Raw genomic sequence first — 17,354 nt, 5'->3', positions numbered from 1 at the left:
CCCCGAGCCTCGATTCAGACAAACCGGCCACGAGGCGGACGATCTCCTGCTAACGATCACGCCCCCGACCAGCCCGAGCCTCCCCACCCAGCCGCACACCAGAGCTGTGACCTGCAACTTCAGGATGGAATTAGCTCATTGGGAACAGTCCTTGCGCACGGCCGAGACGGCAGGCGTCCATGTCTCGTGGGGCTCTGCCTCGGACCTGCCCGAGTTCTACCGCCTGTACGCCGCGACCGCTGCCCACGACGGCTTCAAGGCCCGCCCGTTGGACTACTTCCAGCGCATGTGGAAGGCCCTGGGCAAGGTGCTGCAGCGCGCATTGGGGGTCTACCTGGGGCGCAGGTGACCCTGGCCGCAGCGGTCGTCGTCGAGGCACCTCCGTTTGCCGGGCATGGTGAGCCCGCCGTCACGAGCCCGTAGCTGTCCGGTGAATGGGGGCCGGCCCGGATGCCGGGCGGTGGAACGTGCTTTCCGGCGGTCAACCGATGAAAGCCGGTGCCAAAGCCGCGCTCGCCAGCTGCTTTGGTGTCCCGCTGCCATCGGCGGGCACGGTCCACAGGTCTGTCCCGAATTTCCCCGGCCTGGCATAGACGAGGGTTGTGTCGGTGGCCCAAACGGCCTGGTCGTCGATGTTGCTGTGTTCGGCGGTTGCGGTCTCGGTCATGGTCCGCAGGTCCAGCACATTCAGCCGCCAGGGCGAGTCGGCCGGCAGGCCGGGCACCCGCCTCTTGTAGGCGACCCGGGTACCGTCCGGAGAGAGCGAGGGGCATTCCACATTGCTGTGCACAGTGGTCAGCGTGGCCGCCCCGACGTCGCCTGCCGCCAGATAGGTCTGCCCGCGGGTGGACACCGTGGCGTAGAAGTGGTCGTCGTCGGAGAAGGTCACGCCCCAGACGTTCACGTCGAGGGATCGGTACCCGTGGCCGTCCACCTTCAAGTCGTACTCCTCCAGGTTGTCCTGGAGCTTCCAGGTGCGGGTGTCCAGGATGGATGTGCGCGTGGAGAAGGCTGTGGCGCCGTAGGAGTCCCCCTTGACGAAGACCGTCCATGCGACCAGGTGCCCTGACGGCGAGACCCGGGCCCGGCTGGGAACCCCTGCCAGCGGGTAGCTGCGCTGTTCGTTCAGCCGCTCGTCGAGGACCACCGCTCGGTAGCCGTTCCGCAGCGGCCCTTGCGCGCCCCGCAGGCAGATCCCGGTGCCGCCCGCGGCGAAGAAGCGCAGGCACTTCACCCCCGACGTGGCGCGCTGTCCGCCGGGCTGTTCGGCAGGCACCGAGGCGAGTTCGTCGCGGTGCGGACCGTAGGCGGTACTGCGGAAGATCATGCGCCGCCCCGCGCCGGCAGGCGCGGTCAGTGACACCCGGCCGTCCGCGACTGCCGGTCCGCCCGGCTGGGGACGACCGCGGCGGTCGGCCCGTTCGGCGGCATGGTGCACGGCGAAGGCGGCGATCGAACCCAGCACGAGAACGGCGGTGAGCAAAGCGAGAATGCGGCTCTTGCGGGTCATCAGGCAGTGCCTTTCCGATGGAGCCGAGCCGGCCGTTCGCAGGGTTGGCTCACCCAGGTGTGTCGTGTGCGGGAGAAGCCAGGGCGGCTCGGCAACGGCGTCACGAAGCGCTCTCCGCCGCCATCCGGCTGCCGGAGCGGCGCAGTACGACCATCGCGGCGGCTGTGCACACAGCGAGCGCACCCGTGGCGGTGGCAAGTGCGATGCCGGTACCCCAGGCGGACCAGAGGGCACCGAAGACGAGTGAGCCGGTGAAGCGGGCCAGCGCCTGGCCCGTACCGACCAGGGCGAGTCCCGTGCCGCGCTGGGCCGGTGGGAGGGTGTCGGCCGCTGCCGCGGCCAGCACCCCGTCCGTGGCGGCATAAAACGCCCCGTGCAACACCAGCACCGGCAGGACCCCCGCCCAACCGTCTGAGAGCGGCACCAGCAGCAATCCGTACCCGACGAGCAGCAGGAGATGGCCAATGGGAAAGAGCCGGCGTCGGCCGATCCGGTCGGCGGCCACGCCCAGCGGCACGGCGAGCACCAGAAATGCCGCGGCAGTGCCCAGCGGCAGCAGGGGCAGGAGATGTCCGGGAAGACCGAGTCGGCGCTGGATCAGCAAGTACAGGAAGGAGTCGCTGACTGTGGTCAGCCCGAGCAGTACCGCGCAGCCGGTCAGGCGCCGCAGTCCACTCAACCGCAGCAGCCCCAACGCGGCCCGCCATCCGCGCTCATGCCCGGACGGCCGGGCGGCACCGGGCTCTGTCCCCCGGTGCCCGGGGACGAAGAGCAGCAGGATCAGCACACCCAGTGCGGCAATGCACCCGCTCACCGCGAATACCGCGTCGTAGCCGTCAACCGCCAGGCGCAGCAGGGCGAAGGCAACCAGGGGTCCGAGCAGTGCCCCGGTGGTGTCCATGGCCCGGTGCACACCGAAGGCCCGGCCCCGCTGTGCGGGCTCGGTGGCCAGCGAGATCATGGCGTCCCGGGGAGCGGTGCGAAGCCCCTTACCGGTGCGGTCCACCGCCAGCACGGCACCGATGAGCGGCCCGGTGGTGACGAGCAGGAGCAGTGGCTTGCACAGGGCGGACAGCCCGTATCCCGCTGCGGCTACGGACTTGTGGCGGTTTCCGCCCCGGTCGCCGAGGTGTCCGCCGAGCAGCCGTACCAGCGCGCCTGCCCCGTTGTAGATCCCGTCCAGGAAGCCGAAGCCGAGCGGGGACAGGCCGAGTCCGGTCACCAGGTACAGCGGCATGATGGCGGTGACCATCTCCGACGACACATCGGTGACCAGGCTGACGGCACCGAGCGCCAGCACGGTGCCGGGCACGGCAGACCGCCGTCCAACGCCGGTGCTGGTGTGCGGTGGAGGAGTACTCCGACTGTCAGCGAGATACAACGGCATCACTTCCTGGCTCGGGCCGTCCGTTGGTCAATCAGGGTGATGTGCGGGAACCGCTGTGTCGAGCCCCTGGAGTCAAAGACTGCAGCGGTTCCGACCAGCCGGGGCTCGGCGAAGACGATGGCATCACCTCTCCTGCAGCACGTCCGGAAAGCCTCATGGGTGGAGTAGGCGTATGCAATGGGGGGGCCTGGACGAGGCTGCCTCTCTGCGACGCCATTGAAGGGAACGGAAATTGAACGGTGGAGAAAATGGATGGGACGGAACGCGTGGAGCGAGCCGGGCAGAACGATCAACAGCCGTGCACCGGGTGGGGTGCGCGCGGTTGACGTCGCACCAGATCACCTCGGTTAAGACACGCCTAACATTGCGTTGCGCTATGCGAATTTGAGCGCGCCTATTGAAACGCCATGGGCTCGGGATTAGAGTACGGCCGACCGATACCCCGCTCGGCATTGGAGTTGCGGCGGAAACCGTCACGTTCGCGTAATCTGCCTCGACGCCGCCAGTACGCCATCCCTCAACTGGCTACCCCTGCACCGGTGATAGACGCGCGACGTGCCCGCAATCGAGGGCCGGTCCGCGTCGCCCCCCGCGGCCCCTGGTGGTCCAACCGCCCTGGGGTCACATCCCCCCATTTGTCATGCACGCGGCCCCCACGAGGAGTGGAGACATGGCTGGCTCCCGTAGACGCAGACCGTTCAGGCTTCTGTGTTGGTTGATCACGCCGATGGCGTTGCTCGTAGCGTTCGTCGCTGTACCGTCGGCTTCGGCCGCTACGGACACGATCACCCTTGACAAGACGACGTACATGCAAGGGAACACGATCAACGTCACGTACACCACCACAGCCGGCAACAACAACTGGGTGGGCATCTACAAGGCGGGTGACACGCCCGGATCGGCCGCCGCGGTCAAGTGGGCGTACGCCAACAGTTCCTCGGGGACGCTGACCTTCGCCGGAAGTGGTGCCCCTGGCACGTCCGAGGGTGACAGCAACCAGGCAGCAGGCACCACCCTGATTCCGGGGGAGTACGTGGCCTACCTCCTGTGGAACAACGGCTACTCCCAACTGGCCAACCGTCACTTCTGGGTAGGGCCGACGCTGAGCCTGGACAAACCCAGCTACGCGGCCGGGGAAACCATCACCGCCACGTACAGCGTGCCCGACCAGTGGGGAGCCAAGAACAACTGGATCGGCATCTACAAGGAGAACGGCACGCCCGGATCGGGTAGTTCCGTCGCATGGAAATATGCGATCGGCGCCTCGGGAACGGTGACCTTCTCGACCAGCGGCCTGGCGCCCGGTGGCTATGTGGCCTACTACCTGTACAACGACGGATACAGCACCGACCTGGCCACCGACCCCAAGCTCGGCGATCTGTACAGCGTGCCGGTGCACTTCTACATCGGTTCGCCACCCTCGGCGGCGGGCACGGTTCCGGCGCTGGACCACGTCTTCATGGTCATGATGGAGAACAAGGCACCCAGCGACATCTTCGGCACAAGCAACAACAAGCCCAACTGTGCCTCTCCCAGCACGGCGCCCGCGCCCTACCTGTCCCAGCTCGCCTGCGGCAACATCACGCTCACCAACTCGCACGGCGTCATGCACCCGAGCGACCCCAACTATGTCGCACTGGCCGCCGCCCAATTGGGCATCCAGGGCAACAACTTCTCCTACGTGCACAGCGTCGGAGGCATCAACACCAAGCATCTCGGCTCGATCACCGAGGACGCGGGCAAGACATGGAAGGGCTACATCGAAGGCACGAGCAGCAACTGCGACCTCACGGCCAACGGCCCGTACGACCCCGATGACCTCCCGTTCCTCTACTTCAAGGGCGTGGGGAACGACACCACGTACTGCCAGAACCATCTGAAGCCGATCTCGCAGTTCTGGACGGACCTCCGGAGCACGTCGACCACGCCCAATTACGTGTGGTTCGTGCCCAACAGCAACAACACCATGCACAACAACTGCAGCCCCAACATCCAGACGTGCGTGAGCGCCGGTGACAACTGGATGAAGAACAACCTTCCGACGCTCCTGAACTCCCCTGCGTTCAAGACTCAGAAGTCGCTGCTGATCATCACCTGGGACGAGGACAGGTACTGGACCTCCGCCAACCCCATTCCCACGATCATCGTCGGCTCCCCGAACCTGCTGAAGGCAGCCGGATCGACGTCGAACACCTACTACAACCACTACAACGTGACCCGGACGGTCGAGGACGCGCTCGGCCTGACCCGCATGACCTCCAACGACACGAACGCCATCCCGATCTACGACATCTGGGCCCCGTGACCGGGCATCCCACCACGTCCTGGTGAGACCCCACCGGCGGCACCTGCATGGACCATGCGCGGCGCCCTCCTCCGTGCAGCGCGGAGGAGGGCGCCGGCCTGCCGGTACGAGCGTTACCGGGTGAACCGGGGGAGCCATTTCGCCTTGTAGCCGGGATGCCAGGCATACTCGGCGGCCAGCTGCCGCACCGCGAAGCCGAGTCCGACTGCCCGGCCGGAGGCGAAGTCGTCGGTCGGCCGGTCGACGTCCCGGTCCGCCACGTCCAGATACTCGCCGAGCAGGACGCGATTGGTCTCGAGCCGGGCCAGCGCGCGCGCCGGGTCATGGAGCGCGATGTGCTGGTCGTAGTCGGCTCCTCTCACAGTGAACGCGATGCCGGACTTCCTGTCATGGACTTCTCCGGGCGCATCCGCCGGGCACCTCCAGTTCGCGCCTCCGGCATTCCACGCGACCTGCTCCTCCTCGGCAAGTCGCGCTTCGATGAAGGCCACCATGTCTGCGTTGCCGGCCATGCGCCTGAGCTTCCTCTCGTGACGTGCTGTGCGGACTGAGCTGCCATTCTGGGGGAACTGGGCCCCCGTGATCCAGCCTGCAGTGGCTCAGCGCCGGTGGCGCGAGTGGACGGTCTGCGCATGAGCTGCGCGAGGGCTGCGCCGCCGACGCTCGTCCGGTCGCGCAGCACGCGCCGCCGCCCCGAGCACCTCACGGTGCTGGAGCGGCGCGTGCTGTCGGTGGCCGAGGACCGGATCAGGCGGTCCTACGTTGTTGGTGGGTCGGACGGGCCGTCGCAAAGTCCAAGGATCCAGGGACGCCGGGTATGGCTTCATGCCGCACAGTCAGAACGGGAGGGAGACAAAGCCATGGCCACCATGGCCACCACCCCTGAAGCTGCCAGGACCGCCGCCGGCGCCGAGCGATGTCCAGTTCAGGCGGCCGGTCGGGCGGTCTCGGCGTCGAGGGCGATGCGGAGCCAATCGTGGGCGGCGCCGGGGGTGGGTTCCGACGGGCCGGACAGTTCGGCGACGAGTTGCCAGTAGTGGTCTATACGGGGATCCGCCCTGAGCTCACCGCGGAGCCGACGACGGAAGGCGGGGGTGTCGTGCGTGCCGCATGAGCCGGCGTACGCGGAGACGAAGCAGTCGAGAGCCTCGCCCTCGTGCGGGGGCCGCTGATCCCGCAGTGCAGGCGACGCCAGCGTGAAGGCCTCACGGAGACCGTCGTAGAGCACGGCCGGGCGGTAGCCCTTGTCGGGCTGGTGTGCTGCGGGTTGGCCACGATCGGTGCCGGGGCAGGGGCGGGAGACAAAGGCGTGCAGTCGGGCGAAGGCCAGTACCTGGGCCGGGGTCGGCTCCGCCGGGGGCTGCGGGACCGCCTGCTCGATGATCGCTGAGACCAGCCGGGCCGGGAGTCGCGCGGGCAGCAGCCAGCGCCGCCAGAAGCGCACCGGCGCGGCCGTGCTGGGCGGGACGGACACGGCACCGACCAGGCGCAGCCGGTCGGCCCGTTCTTCGGGCCCGCATTCCTGAAGCAGCTGGAGGGCGGCCTCCCGCCAGCGCAGGGCGGCCACCTGCGAGCCGAGTTCCTGAAGCTGCCCGGCGATGATGCCCTCCAGCGCATCCTCCTGATCGAGGACGCGGCCCACGTCCGGAACCGGCAGGTCAAGGGTGCGCAGCGAGCGGATCAGGCGGAGCCGGTCGATCGCTTCGGGACCGTACCGGCGGTGTCCTCCGCTGCTGCGGGCGGTTTCGGGCAGCAGTCCGCGATCGGAGTAGAAGCGGACGGTTTTGACAGTGACACCCGCCCGCTCGGCGAGTTCTCCGATGCTCAACGTGTCGTCAGTGGACAAGACTTGAACCTCCCTCAGGGGGAGTTCCTACCGTACCGGCAGGCGCGGACGGCCGATCGGGCCGACCGCGTGGAGCGAGGTATGCGAGGAGGCGTTCATGACGGCATTCATCCTGGTGTCGGGCACCTACACCGGCGGCTGGATCTGGCGGGAGGTGACCGCCCGGCTGCGGGAGTCGGGGGCCGAGGTGTACCCGGCGACGCTCACGGGCATGGGGGAGCGCCGCCATCTGGCGGGACCCGGCACGGACCTGGAGTCGCACATCGAGGATCTGGTGCAGCTGATCGACCACGTGGATGCGCCTGAGGTGGTGCTGGTCGGTCACTGCTACGGCATCCACCCGGTGCTGGGCGCCGCTGACCGGCGCGCGGAGCGGATCACCCGGATCGTCTACGTGGACACCGGCATGCCCTTGGACGGCGTCGCGGCCCTCGATCTGGTTCCCGATCGGGCGGTGCGTGACCGACTGTCGGACCCGACCGGGCAGGGCGAGGACGACTGGCGGATTCCCCCGCCGCCACTGGAGGAGTGGCAGCGCTGGGGCAGTGTCGACGGCGTTCCCGCAGACGCACTGGCACGGCTGACCCGCCTTGCCGCACCGCAGCCGCGTGGCACGCTCACCCAGCCGCTCCGACTCTCGGATGCGGTCGCCGGGCTGCCGACGACAGGAGTCCTGTGCACCGCCAATGGGTCGAGCATCGCGATGGTCGAGGGCCTGGTGGGCCTCGGTGACCCCCGTCTCCAGGCGCTGACCGACCCCAGGGTGACCTTCTTCGAACTCGACACAGGGCACTGGCCGATGCTCTCCACCCCTCGCGAGCTGGCCGACGTACTGCTCCGGGCCGCCGCAGGAGAAGGGCACCGTGTGACCGGCGCGGGAAGCGAGCAGCCCGCACATCTTCGGCCTTTCCTCATGGAGGTACGGGAGCGGCGTCGCGAGCGGGTGGGACAGGTCGACTTCCACCTGCCTGATGCCGACGCCCCTCGGCCCGCTGTGGTGTTCGTCCATGGCGGCCCGATTCCCCCCGGCGTCCAGCCGACGCCGCGGGACTGGCCGACCTTCGTCGGCTACGGCCAGTATGTGGCGAGCCTGGGAGTGGTCGGCGTGACGCTGGATCACCGGCTGCACACTCTCGACGACTACGGGCGTGCTGCCGAGGATGTCGCCGCAGCGGTCGAGCTCGTACGGGCTGATCCGCGCGTCGACGGCGAACGCGTCGCGTTGTGGTACTTCTCCGCCGGCGGGCTCCTGTCGGCGGACTGGCTGGCGGCGCCCCCGGCATGGCTGCGGTGTGTGGCGGCGACCTATCCCGTAATGGCGCCGCTGCCGAACTGGGGCCTTGCCGACTCGCGATTCCGTCCTGCCGCCGCGGTGCGAACGGCGGGGCAACTGCCGGTCGTGCTGACCCGGGTGGAGCTGGAGCGCTCGGAGATCGCGGCGACGGTCGGGGAATTCCTGACCGCAGCCGGGGAATGCAAGGCCAATGTCGAGGTGGTCGACGTACCTCTCGGCCGCCACGGGTTCGAGACGATCGACCACACCGAGCAGGCACGGGACGCCGTGGCCCGTGCGGTGCGATCGGTGCTGGGGCACCTGCGCAGCTGAGCCATACGCCACGGCGGGCACGGCGCGGGCACGTGGTTCCAGGTCGCTGCAGGGGGAGGCGGGCGGGTCGCGGCCTTTAGCGACCACCCGTTGCCGTGGCGGTCGACGGCGACGAACGCCAGGCCGTCTTGCCGCCTCCCGGTTCTTCCAGCACGCGGCCGACGATCGATTCTCGGGTTGTCTACCTACACTGACGGGCATGGCATGCCGCATCAGTGAGTTGATCATCGACTGCGCCGACCCCGACCGGCTCGCCGCATTCTGGAGCGAGGTCCTCGGCTACGTCGAACTCGCCCGGGAAGACGACGGAAGCATCGAGATCGGGCCGCCCCACGCCGGCTTCGGCGGCCCGCAGCCCACCCTTATCCTCAGCCCCAGCAGCGACCCGCGGACCGGGAAGCTCCGACTGCACATCGACGTCAACCCCACCGACCGGGACCAGGACGCCGAGTTGGAGCGGTTGCTTGCTCTCGGTGCCAGGCTCGTCGACGTCGGTCAGACCGGCACCGAAAACTGGCACGTCCTGGCCGACCCGGAAGGCAACGAATTCTGCCTCCTGCACAACCGGCTCAAGCCCCTCTGACCACGTGCGTTCTGGCACCGAGCCGCTCGGCCGTTCAAGTCGGGCGACCGTTCAAGTGAGGGTGGTTGCTCATCGTCAGGGCGCGAGCTTGCGCCTGAGTTCCGCCCCCGCGTGACCGCCTACGGCCGGACGCTCTTGACGCCGGAACCGGGGCGCAGCGCCATGAGGCTCCACCCGGCGGCCGCCGCCAGCGCGACGGCTGCCATCAGGGCGAGCATCGGCCACTCGGGGCGCCAGGCAAGCGACAGCCGGGCCCCGAGCCAGGTAACGCCGAAGGCGATCGTCGCTGGTGCGTGGACCGGTACTTTGGCGGCTGCCGCCCGCAGCATGGCTGCTGCGGCGAGACCGATCACTGGACAGGGCCGCGGCAGCGCTCGACGTCGGCCGCCACGTGCTCATCTACGGCGAGGGGCAGCTTCCGCGCCGCAGGGATGCCGCCGAAGCCGCCCCCGACTCCTTCCACAGCGGCCCCGCACGCCTTGCCCTCGCCTCCGGTGCCCCCATCATTCCGATCGGCCAGGCCGGAGCCCGCCGGGTCACATCCGGCAGCCCTACCAAGCAGGTCGCAGGACTCCTGACTGCCCCTGCCCGCCGTCCACGCCTACACGTACACGTCGGCGCCGCGATTCAGCTGCCCGGCGAGATTGCAGCAGCGAGCGCGGCCGCCCACCAGGCAGTCACCGCCGCCTGGCGAACCGCCGCCCGGCGCCTGGGTGAGCCCGCAGCGCTCGCGGCCTGATCAATCCGGCGCCCGGACGGCGAGGCCTGCGCCTGCAATCAGGGAGCTTCGCGTGGCCCTCAACCTGAAACTACTTGAACGCATCGAGCGGATCTCCAGACAACTTCGGTGAACCGCTCCCCAGTCATCCCGCGGGGTTGGGGAAGCGGACCGGGATCGCGCTGCGACGGCAGGAAGGTACGGGTTAAGGCGCCCGAGTTCTGGAGCACGTGCTCCCGGATCCGCCGTGGCAGGTTGGCTCGGCCGTGAGGCGGGCTGGTCGGCCGGGTCAAGGGGCTGGCGTACAGGCGTCTTCGAGGCCTTGGCCGCAAATCGGCTGCGGTGACTGGTAGGCCGGTCGGGCGGCATTCGCGAATCGGGCGACGATGGCCGGGGCGTTCTTTGGCGTCCGTCCTAGTCTGCTTGTCGATTCTTGACGGCCGGAGCGGAACGGAAGGGCGATCGATGAGCGGTGGCGTGGCAGAGGCGAAAAGTGCCAGGAAGACCCCGAAGAGTGTTATCCGTCGTTTCAGTGAGGAGGTGGTCAACAAGGGGAATTTCGACGTGCTGGCCGAGCTCGTCCATGAAGACGTGAAGTTCAACAGCACTGTGGCGGGTGCAGCACCGGGAATCGACGGGGTACGGGAAATCTTCGCGGCGTTGCACAAAGGGTTCTCCAATGCCGCTTGCGCCATCGAGGAACTCGTCGCCGAGGGCGAGACGGTCGCCGAGCGTTTCACCTTCACCGGCACCCACAGTGGTGAGTTCCATGGAGTACCTGCGACGGGGAAGCGGGTGTCCATGAGCGGCATGGCCATGTTCCGTGTCGTGGACGGCAAGATCGCCGCGCGGTGGGGCCTTGAGGACCAACTCGGGCTGCTGCGCCAGCTCGGTGCCCTTCACAAGGGCTGATTCCGGAGGCAGCGCCGAGTCAGAAGTAGGGTGTTCGCCCGCGCCGGGGAGGGCACGTCCCGGCGCTGCCCCCGGGCGGCCTGGTGGAAGGGTGTGCACCTGCCCCAGGGACGACCGGTGCCCGGCGCCGGCGGCGGTCGCATCGCGCTCGTGACCACGACGAAGGCCATGACGGTGAGTTTGCTGCCTCATGAACGCGTGCGGGAGCGTAACGTTTCCCTCCGGAAATGCGGGCAGGCCGGTGAAGTCTCCGGGGGATCTGACATCGCAACCGTCCGGGTGGACCTGACCTGGGATCAATTTCGTGGCCGAACCGCTGACCGAAGGTGTGCCTGCCTGGCTAGCATGGAACCTGAATTCGCTTCCGCGACAGGGGGAACGCCTGTGCTCGAGATCGAAGAGCTGCTTGAGAGGCAGCGGCTGCTCGCCAGGATCCTGAACCGCGGCGCCGGCGCCGGCGCCGACCCCGTTGGGGTCACCGTCACCAGCCCGGCGGACGCGGGCGCGGACGAGGATCGGGACGTGCTCGCCTCGCGGCGCACGGAGTCGGGGACCGCGCTGGGGGAGACGCTCAGGGACGTCCCGGGCCTTGCCGATGAGCTCTCGGGGCTGCTGCCCGAGCGTCCCAACGTCCAGACCGACGGTGAGCGCAGCGTCGCCGTCGCCGGGAACAACTGCGGGATCATTTCCACCGGCGACGGTGCGAAGAACGCCCTGCACCAGTGAGCGGCAGGCCCGGTCTGCAGAAGCCGGACCCCGCCGAGCACAAGCCTGACCAGTCGGGCGGCGACCGGTCGGTGAATCTGGACGGTGACAACTACGGCATCGTGAGCACCGGCGACAACGCGAGCAATGTGCTCATCCTTCCCGCAGCGCACCCCGCCGAGAACTCGCTGGCCGGGAAGGCCAATCTGCTCGCGGACAGGGTCAGCGGCTTCCTGAAGCGTGAGGAGGAGCAGCAGCGGTTATGGGATCCGGCCCCGCTGCCTGTGCGCTGGCGACCGGCACCTTCGACGTTGACCGGCCGCCGGAACAGCATCCTCGACGACTCGGCCAAGGCGGTGGCCACGCTGCCGCTGGACCTGACCGGCCCGCTGGAACGGATTGCGGCGCTCTACGAGGGGACAAAGCCCGGCAGACTGATGGTGCTGGGCAAAGCGGGCTCGGGGAAGACCATCCTGATCCGGCGTTTTGCAAGGGCCCGACTGGAAGCCCGCACTCCAACCGGCGAAGCACCGGTACCGGTGATCTTCAGTCTGGGATCGTGGAATCCCACCACCACTCCGCTGCGGGACTGGATGATCGACCGATTGGAGCGGGACCACCCCTTTCTGGCCGGGGTTGGCCCCGACGGATCGACGTGGGCCGACGCGCTGGTCGGTGCCGACCGGGTGCTGGCGATCCTGGACGGGTTCGACGAGATCGCCGATGGCCTGCACGAGGCCGCCCTGCTGGACCTCAGGGCCACCACCGTGCCGCTGCTGATGACGAGTCGCCGCGCCGAACTCGAAGCCGCCGTGGGAACAACCGCGCTGTTCGCCGGGATCGAACTGACCGACCTCACCCTCGACGACTCCGTCAACTACTTGCTGCACCCCACCAATACGCCCGCCCCCCACTCGACCCCCCGCGACGGCACGGACACCGCCACCCCGACCGGCTGGGAGCACGTCCTGAACAACGTGCGCCGCCACCGCGACATACCGGCCTGTGCCAATCTGGCCGCAGTGCTGACCACCCCCCTGATGGTCACACTCGCCCACACCGTCTACAAGTCCGGCCGCGATCCGGTGAAGCTGCTGGAGAACGAGGAGTTCAGCACCAGAGGAGCCCTTGAAGACCATCTCCTGGACAACTTCATCCCCACCGCCTACGACCGCTTTCTCAGCAACCGCCCCGCCGCGAAACGCCGGCCGTGGCGCGCCGAACGCGCCCGCCACTGGCTCGGCTACCTCGCCACACACCTGCAATCACTCGACACACACGACATCGAGTGGTGGCGGATGGGAACGGCCATGAGCCTCTCTTCGCGCATGCTCATCTCCGGGGTCACGAGCGGGCTGGTGTCAGGGACCATGCTCGGGCTCGTCTTCGGGCTCACGAGCGAGCCCAGAGAGGCATCCGTCAACGTGCTTCTGAATGTGCTGGGGATCGGGCTGGTTTTCGGGCTCATGCACGGATTCGGGTCAAAGCTCAAGGTCGGCGGCGCATTTGAACCGTCGCGCATGCACATCCAGATCCGCGGCGGGTCGAAGAGAGTGAAGGCGAGTTTCCTACCCAGAATTCAGGGCGGACTCGCGGGCGGGCTGGTGTTCGGGGTTGTGTTCGGGCTCGGAATGGCGGTCTATGCGGGTCTCCTGGCTTACCCCAGGACCGTGATCGCCGTCGTGTTCGGGAACTGGCTCGTTGTCGGGCTCGCACTCGGACTGGCGGTCGGGCTCATCCTTGCGCTCATGGCGGGGCTTGAGGCTCTCATCGAGACAAAATCCTCGGTCAGCCCTTGGGACCTGTTGAACACGAACCGCACGACCGTGCTCACCGAGGTGCTCGCGGTCGGACTGGCGGTGGGGCTCGGGTTCGGGATCGTCGTCGCGCTCGTGAACGGATTCGCACTCGGGGTCACGAGTGGGCTCGCGACCGGGCTCGCGGTCGGGCTCGGCCTCGGCACGTTGACCGCTTGGGGCCGGTGGGTGGTCCTGGTCCGCATCTGGCTACCTCTGACAGGGAGGCTTCCGTGGGCTGTGAACGCCTTCCTGGACGACGCCTACCAGCGAGGCGTGCTGCGCCAGGTTGGCGCGGTCTACCAGTTCCGCCACGCGCGGCTCCGGGATCGCCTGGCCGAGGTCTACAAGCAGCACGAACAGTCGACGGCAGGTGGTCGCTGATGGGTGTCAGGCACCGCACAGCACGCAGCACCAATGGGTACGGGCCTTGAGCCGCCCTTGGTGTCGCGGCGACCGTGACACGCGCGCTCGTTCGCCCGGCGGGATGAGCTGTTCGAGCTCACCGATGCAAGGCTGTGGACGGACGGACGGGTGGTCGGCCGGTCAGTCATGCGGTTCCCCGCAGCGCCAGAGCGTCGGCACCCGCGGCGAGTTCCCACATATTGGTTTGCCGCCGGCCAGTCCGGCCGGATAAGAAGCTTGCATGCTAAGAGGCAGCAAGGTCGGGCTCAGGGCCCGGCACGAGGACGACATCCCGATCCTGCGGACCGAGCTCTACGACGACGTGGTCAACGCCTCGCGCGCCGAAGGCGGGCCGTGGCGGCCGATCACGCCCGGCTCGAAGGATCCGCGGCTCGTGGTGGACGACAAAGAGCACGGTCTCGTCCAGTTCTCCGTGGTGGAGCTGGACGGCGGCACCCTGGTCGGCAGCGCGACGCTTTGGGGCATCGACAATCACAACCGGTTTGCGCACATCGGACTGGGGATGCTGCCGTCCGCCCGTGGTAAGGGCTACGGCACCGACGTGGTCGCGACGCTGTGCCACTACGGTTTCGTCGTGCGTGGCCTGCAGCGGCTGCAGATCGAGACGCTGTCGGACAACGCCGCGATGCTGCGCGCAGCCGAGCACAACGGCTTCGTCCGCGAGGGGGTGCTGCGCTCCTCGGCCTGGGTGATGGGCGAGTTCCTGGACGAAGTGCTGCTGGGGCTCCTCGCCCAGGACTGGAAGCAGGACTCGAAGGTCGTCTAGGTTGCGGGCCGACCGTCAAGTGCGGGCCGCGGAGCAGACATTGACGGCCAAGGGATGGCTGCCGCGGCCCGCACAGGCGCAACAAGCGCAAGGCCGAGCACTCCCGGGCCTTGAGTAATAGTCAAGACCTGTGGGCTGAATGAGGTCCTGTGGCAGCAGAGATGCTGGTTCTGCTGAGTTTCGCGGCGGACGCAGAATCTCTGTGCGGCGGCCTGTCTCGTCGGGCCCGCAGAGTCAGCGCAAGAAGAACTGATGACCCGGCTGATCATCCCCATCGGAGAGCATGGCATGACCACGGTAAAGGACATCGATGTTCGCGGTAGGCAACACTGCGAGACGACAGCTCTGGGGGTGCTGCTGCGGCACCAAGGACTCGACCTGTCCGAGCCCATGCTCTTCGGCCTCGGCTCCGGTCTGTCCTTCATCTACTGGGACAGCAAGAACATGGGCTTCCCCTTCCTCGGGGGGCGAGCCAAACCTTTCGACCTCACCAGAAACCTGGCCACCACTCTCGGGCTGGACCTTCTGGTCCAGGAGACCACTTCCCCACGCAGGGCATGGGCGAACGTGGTGGCCGCCATCGACGCCGACCGCCCCGTCGGACTGCAGCTCGACAGTTACTACCTGGACTACTTCGGGTCGAAGGTGCACTTCGGCGGTCATGTCGTCGCCATGTACGGCTACGACGACCACGACGCCTACCTGGTGGACACAGACCAGCAAGGTGGAGCGGTATCCACCAGCCTGACCAGCCTCGCCCAGGCCAGAGCCGCGCGCGGCCCGATGACCGCCAAGCACCGGTCCTTCACCCTCACCGCTCCGAGGAACCTGCCGTCCCCACAGGGCCAGATCATTCCTGCCATCACCGCCTGCGCCGACGCCTTCCTCAACCCGCCCATCGCCAACCTGGGTCACCGCGGCGTCGAGAAGGCCGGCAAGCTGGTACGCACATGGCTCCAGCGGACCGACAACCCGCAGCGGGACCTACCGCAGGCCGCCCTCTTGATGGAGAAGGCCGGCACCGGCGGCGCCCTGTTCCGTAACCTCTACCGCGACTTCCTGGCCGAATGCACCCAACTGCTCGACAGCAGCCAACTGCGCACCGGCCACGAGCTGTACAACGAGGCAGCCACCCTGTGGACGGAAGTCGCAGCACTGATCACAAATGCAGGTGAATCAGGCGATGAGCAGTACCTTGTACGGGCAGGCGCCGCCCTCTGCGATCTGTCACGCATAGAGCGCGAGGCCATGCAGGCACTGAGCTGCCTGGGGAGTGAACGGGCGTTTATGTAGCTCGGTTTCCCGACGACGACCTCTACCCCTGCACCTCTTCCCCAGGCGCACAGCCGAGGTCAGAACCTGCCCCCACAAGGCAACGCGGCGGTATCCGCCTTGGGAGGGGGGTGTGCCTCAGCTGCGCAGCGTGCTGTGTGAAGTGAGGCCGGTGCTGGTCCTTGCCCCGGATCCATCGGTGTCGTAGGTGTAGTGGGCCGAGTGGTCAAGCATGTCGGCGGGGGTGACATCGTTCCAGGGCCGCATGGTTGCCTGCAGATCCACGACGTTGGTGGTGGCGGTGGCCGGCAGGTAGCCGGAATCGGGGTGCAGCCTCTGCCAGTCGGCCCACAGCTTGTCTATGAACGTGTGATGGAGCCAGAAGACGGGATCGTTGGGAGAGGCGCCGGTGGCCATGTGGCCACCTACCCACACATGCACCCTGTTGTGCAGATTCAGACCGCGCCACCCCTCCAAGAGGTTTCGAAAGCCGTTTGAGGCGCTGTTCCACGGAGGCATGTCGTAGGTCTCGATCGCCAATACGGAATCGACGTCCGCCCGGGTGGGAAGCGACACTGCGCCGTCGCCGAGCCTGCGTCGCAGGAAGGGGCGGGTGTCCACGCCCGTGCGGATCGACCAGCCTCCGGCGAGGTGAGCAAATGGGCCGCTCATGACCTGGCCGTCACGGGTGCGCCCTGTGCCGCCGAGAAAGTCCGCGCTCCACAGAGAGGAGCCGATCTCCCGGTCCACCGTCCAGTCCCAGTAGGGCAGTGTCACGGAAGGGTGCCACCGGAATGCCTTGTATGCGACGACCCCGGTACAACTCGTCGAGCGGCGCCGGACCTTCACACTGCTCTCCCTGGCGCGGGAGTCGGCCCTTGCCATGCCCGTCCCGTCCGGACCTGAAGCCGTGTGTCCCGGCCTGTGCCGCCGGGGCCGCTGCTGCTGCCGTCGCAGCAGCAGCTATCGCAGCCACGCAGCCTCGTAGCACTCGTCGTCGCGTGAAAGTCGACACACTCGTCTCCCATCGTGAGTTCGCTCATGGAAAGCTTCCGAGCTCTACTGGACCCGGGCCCCGGATGGTGTCAGGCGCCCCTGCCGGTAGGAAGAGGAGCAGGGACAAATGCGGTCACCCTGTGCTTAATTCCTCAACTTCCCAGGAACGGAGATCATCCGCAGCACCCGGTTCGATCGCCTGTGAGGCAGGAAAGTTGTGGCACATGGCGAGCCCAGCCTGCCGATGCCGAGCGTTCGTACGCCTCCGGCGCGGCGCGTTCCGCGCCGCGCTGACTCTGGCCACCAGTAACGTCCACAGCTGACCCGTTCGAATCCGCATGGGGCACAAGAACGTTTACTGAAGCGTTTGTCCGGACGCTTGGGCGAACGGTTCCTTCCGCGCCGTCCACGCTCACCGCCGACCTCGGCGATCTTGGTTGGCAGGGTGTCCGGGGGCGTGCTGGCTGTGCCGGGCGACCTCCGGGATCGGGTGGCCTCACTGCTGCCGTCCGCTCCCGACCCAGCC

At 67.8% G+C, this 17,354-nt stretch carries 14 protein-coding genes and 2 pseudogenes; 10 read left to right on the top strand and 6 right to left on the bottom strand.

The window, feature by feature from the left end; all coding sequences use genetic code 11:
* Nucleotides 1-124 precede the first annotated feature (124 nt).
* Entirely contained in the window at nucleotides 125-349 is a 225-nt protein-coding gene (locus FBY35_RS37310) for an aminoacyltransferase (RefSeq protein WP_260848737.1), read from the top strand.
* 132 nt (nucleotides 350-481) lie between these two features.
* Here the strand turns inward: FBY35_RS37310 and FBY35_RS19725 are convergent, their stop codons facing one another.
* Both FBY35_RS19725 and FBY35_RS19720 read right to left on the bottom strand, forming a co-directional pair.
* Nucleotides 482-1,510: a TolB-like translocation protein gene (locus tag FBY35_RS19725; protein WP_142215345.1), complete on the bottom strand. Its 1,029-nt coding sequence runs from the start codon at nucleotides 1,508-1,510 to the stop codon at nucleotides 482-484.
* 100 nt (nucleotides 1,511-1,610) lie between these two features.
* On the bottom strand, nucleotides 1,611-2,891 hold the full coding sequence (locus FBY35_RS19720; RefSeq protein ID WP_399209457.1) for an MFS transporter: 1,281 nt from the start codon (nucleotides 2,889-2,891) through the stop codon (nucleotides 1,611-1,613).
* A gap of 733 nt (nucleotides 2,892-3,624) precedes the next feature.
* On the opposite strand from FBY35_RS19720, the gene FBY35_RS19715 reads away from it, so the two are divergent.
* Nucleotides 3,625-5,202: an alkaline phosphatase family protein gene (locus tag FBY35_RS19715; protein ID WP_160159299.1), complete on the top strand. Its 1,578-nt coding sequence runs from the start codon at nucleotides 3,625-3,627 to the stop codon at nucleotides 5,200-5,202.
* A gap of 113 nt (nucleotides 5,203-5,315) precedes the next feature.
* Here FBY35_RS19715 and FBY35_RS19710 read toward each other — a convergent pair whose 3' ends face one another.
* Nucleotides 5,316-5,714: a DUF6221 family protein gene (locus FBY35_RS19710; protein WP_142215342.1), complete on the bottom strand. Its 399-nt coding sequence runs from the start codon at nucleotides 5,712-5,714 to the stop codon at nucleotides 5,316-5,318.
* A 413-nt stretch (nucleotides 5,715-6,127) separates the two neighbouring features.
* The gene (locus tag FBY35_RS19705) at nucleotides 6,128-7,048 is read right to left on the bottom strand and encodes a MerR family transcriptional regulator (protein WP_142215341.1); all 921 of its coding nucleotides are present in this window, start codon (nucleotides 7,046-7,048) and stop codon (nucleotides 6,128-6,130) included.
* A gap of 97 nt (nucleotides 7,049-7,145) precedes the next feature.
* Here FBY35_RS19705 and FBY35_RS19700 point away from each other — a divergent pair, with 97 nt between their 5' ends.
* Nucleotides 7,146-8,654, top strand: a complete 1,509-nt coding sequence (locus tag FBY35_RS19700; protein ID WP_142215340.1) for an alpha/beta fold hydrolase — start codon at nucleotides 7,146-7,148, stop codon at nucleotides 8,652-8,654.
* A gap of 199 nt (nucleotides 8,655-8,853) precedes the next feature.
* A complete protein-coding gene (locus FBY35_RS19695) occupies nucleotides 8,854-9,237 on the top strand; it encodes a VOC family protein (RefSeq protein ID WP_142215339.1) in 384 nt (127 codons plus the stop codon).
* Between the two features lie 119 nt (nucleotides 9,238-9,356).
* On the opposite strand, the gene FBY35_RS36470 is transcribed toward FBY35_RS19695, so the two are convergent.
* Nucleotides 9,357-9,590, bottom strand: coding sequence for a hypothetical protein (locus FBY35_RS36470; RefSeq protein ID WP_186357180.1), 234 nt, complete (start codon nucleotides 9,588-9,590; stop codon nucleotides 9,357-9,359).
* On the opposite strand from FBY35_RS36470, the pseudogene FBY35_RS19690 reads away from it, so the two are divergent.
* The 6 genes and pseudogenes from FBY35_RS19690 to FBY35_RS19665 all read left to right on the top strand — a co-directional run.
* Nucleotides 9,542-9,976: pseudogene (locus FBY35_RS19690) on the top strand (1-acyl-sn-glycerol-3-phosphate acyltransferase); the annotation flags it as partial. The gene FBY35_RS36470 and the pseudogene FBY35_RS19690 overlap by 49 nt on opposite strands.
* 444 nt (nucleotides 9,977-10,420) lie before the next feature.
* Nucleotides 10,421-10,867 carry an ester cyclase gene (locus FBY35_RS19685; protein ID WP_142215338.1) on the top strand — a complete coding sequence of 149 codons (447 nt, stop codon included), beginning with the start codon at nucleotides 10,421-10,423 and terminating at the stop codon, nucleotides 10,865-10,867.
* Between the two features lie 384 nt (nucleotides 10,868-11,251).
* Nucleotides 11,252-11,593 (top strand): cellulose biosynthesis cyclic di-GMP-binding regulatory protein BcsB, encoded by a 342-nt coding sequence (locus FBY35_RS19680; protein ID WP_142215337.1) that lies wholly within the window; start codon nucleotides 11,252-11,254, stop codon nucleotides 11,591-11,593.
* Complete coding sequence (locus FBY35_RS19675; protein WP_142215336.1) at nucleotides 11,590-13,752, top strand: NACHT domain-containing protein; 2,163 nt, start codon at nucleotides 11,590-11,592, stop codon at nucleotides 13,750-13,752. The genes FBY35_RS19680 and FBY35_RS19675 overlap by 4 nt, the downstream gene beginning before the upstream one ends.
* Before the next feature lie 262 nt (nucleotides 13,753-14,014).
* Nucleotides 14,015-14,560 (top strand): GNAT family N-acetyltransferase, encoded by a 546-nt coding sequence (locus FBY35_RS19670; RefSeq protein ID WP_142215335.1) that lies wholly within the window; start codon nucleotides 14,015-14,017, stop codon nucleotides 14,558-14,560.
* A gap of 288 nt (nucleotides 14,561-14,848) precedes the next feature.
* Nucleotides 14,849-15,853, top strand: a complete 1,005-nt coding sequence (locus tag FBY35_RS19665) for a BtrH N-terminal domain-containing protein (protein ID WP_142218058.1) — start codon at nucleotides 14,849-14,851, stop codon at nucleotides 15,851-15,853.
* Nucleotides 15,854-15,970: 117 nt separating this feature from the next.
* Here the strand turns inward: FBY35_RS19665 and FBY35_RS19660 are convergent.
* Nucleotides 15,971-16,615, bottom strand: a pseudogene (locus tag FBY35_RS19660) (tyrosinase family protein); the annotation flags it as partial.
* Between the last annotated feature and the right edge of the window lie 739 nt (nucleotides 16,616-17,354).

The organism is Streptomyces sp. SLBN-118, from assembly GCF_006715635.1.
Classification (GTDB): Bacteria; Actinomycetota; Actinomycetes; order Streptomycetales; family Streptomycetaceae; genus Streptomyces.
Note: the sequence above shows the minus strand (reverse complement) of the source record. Positions and strands in the feature narration are given on the sequence as shown.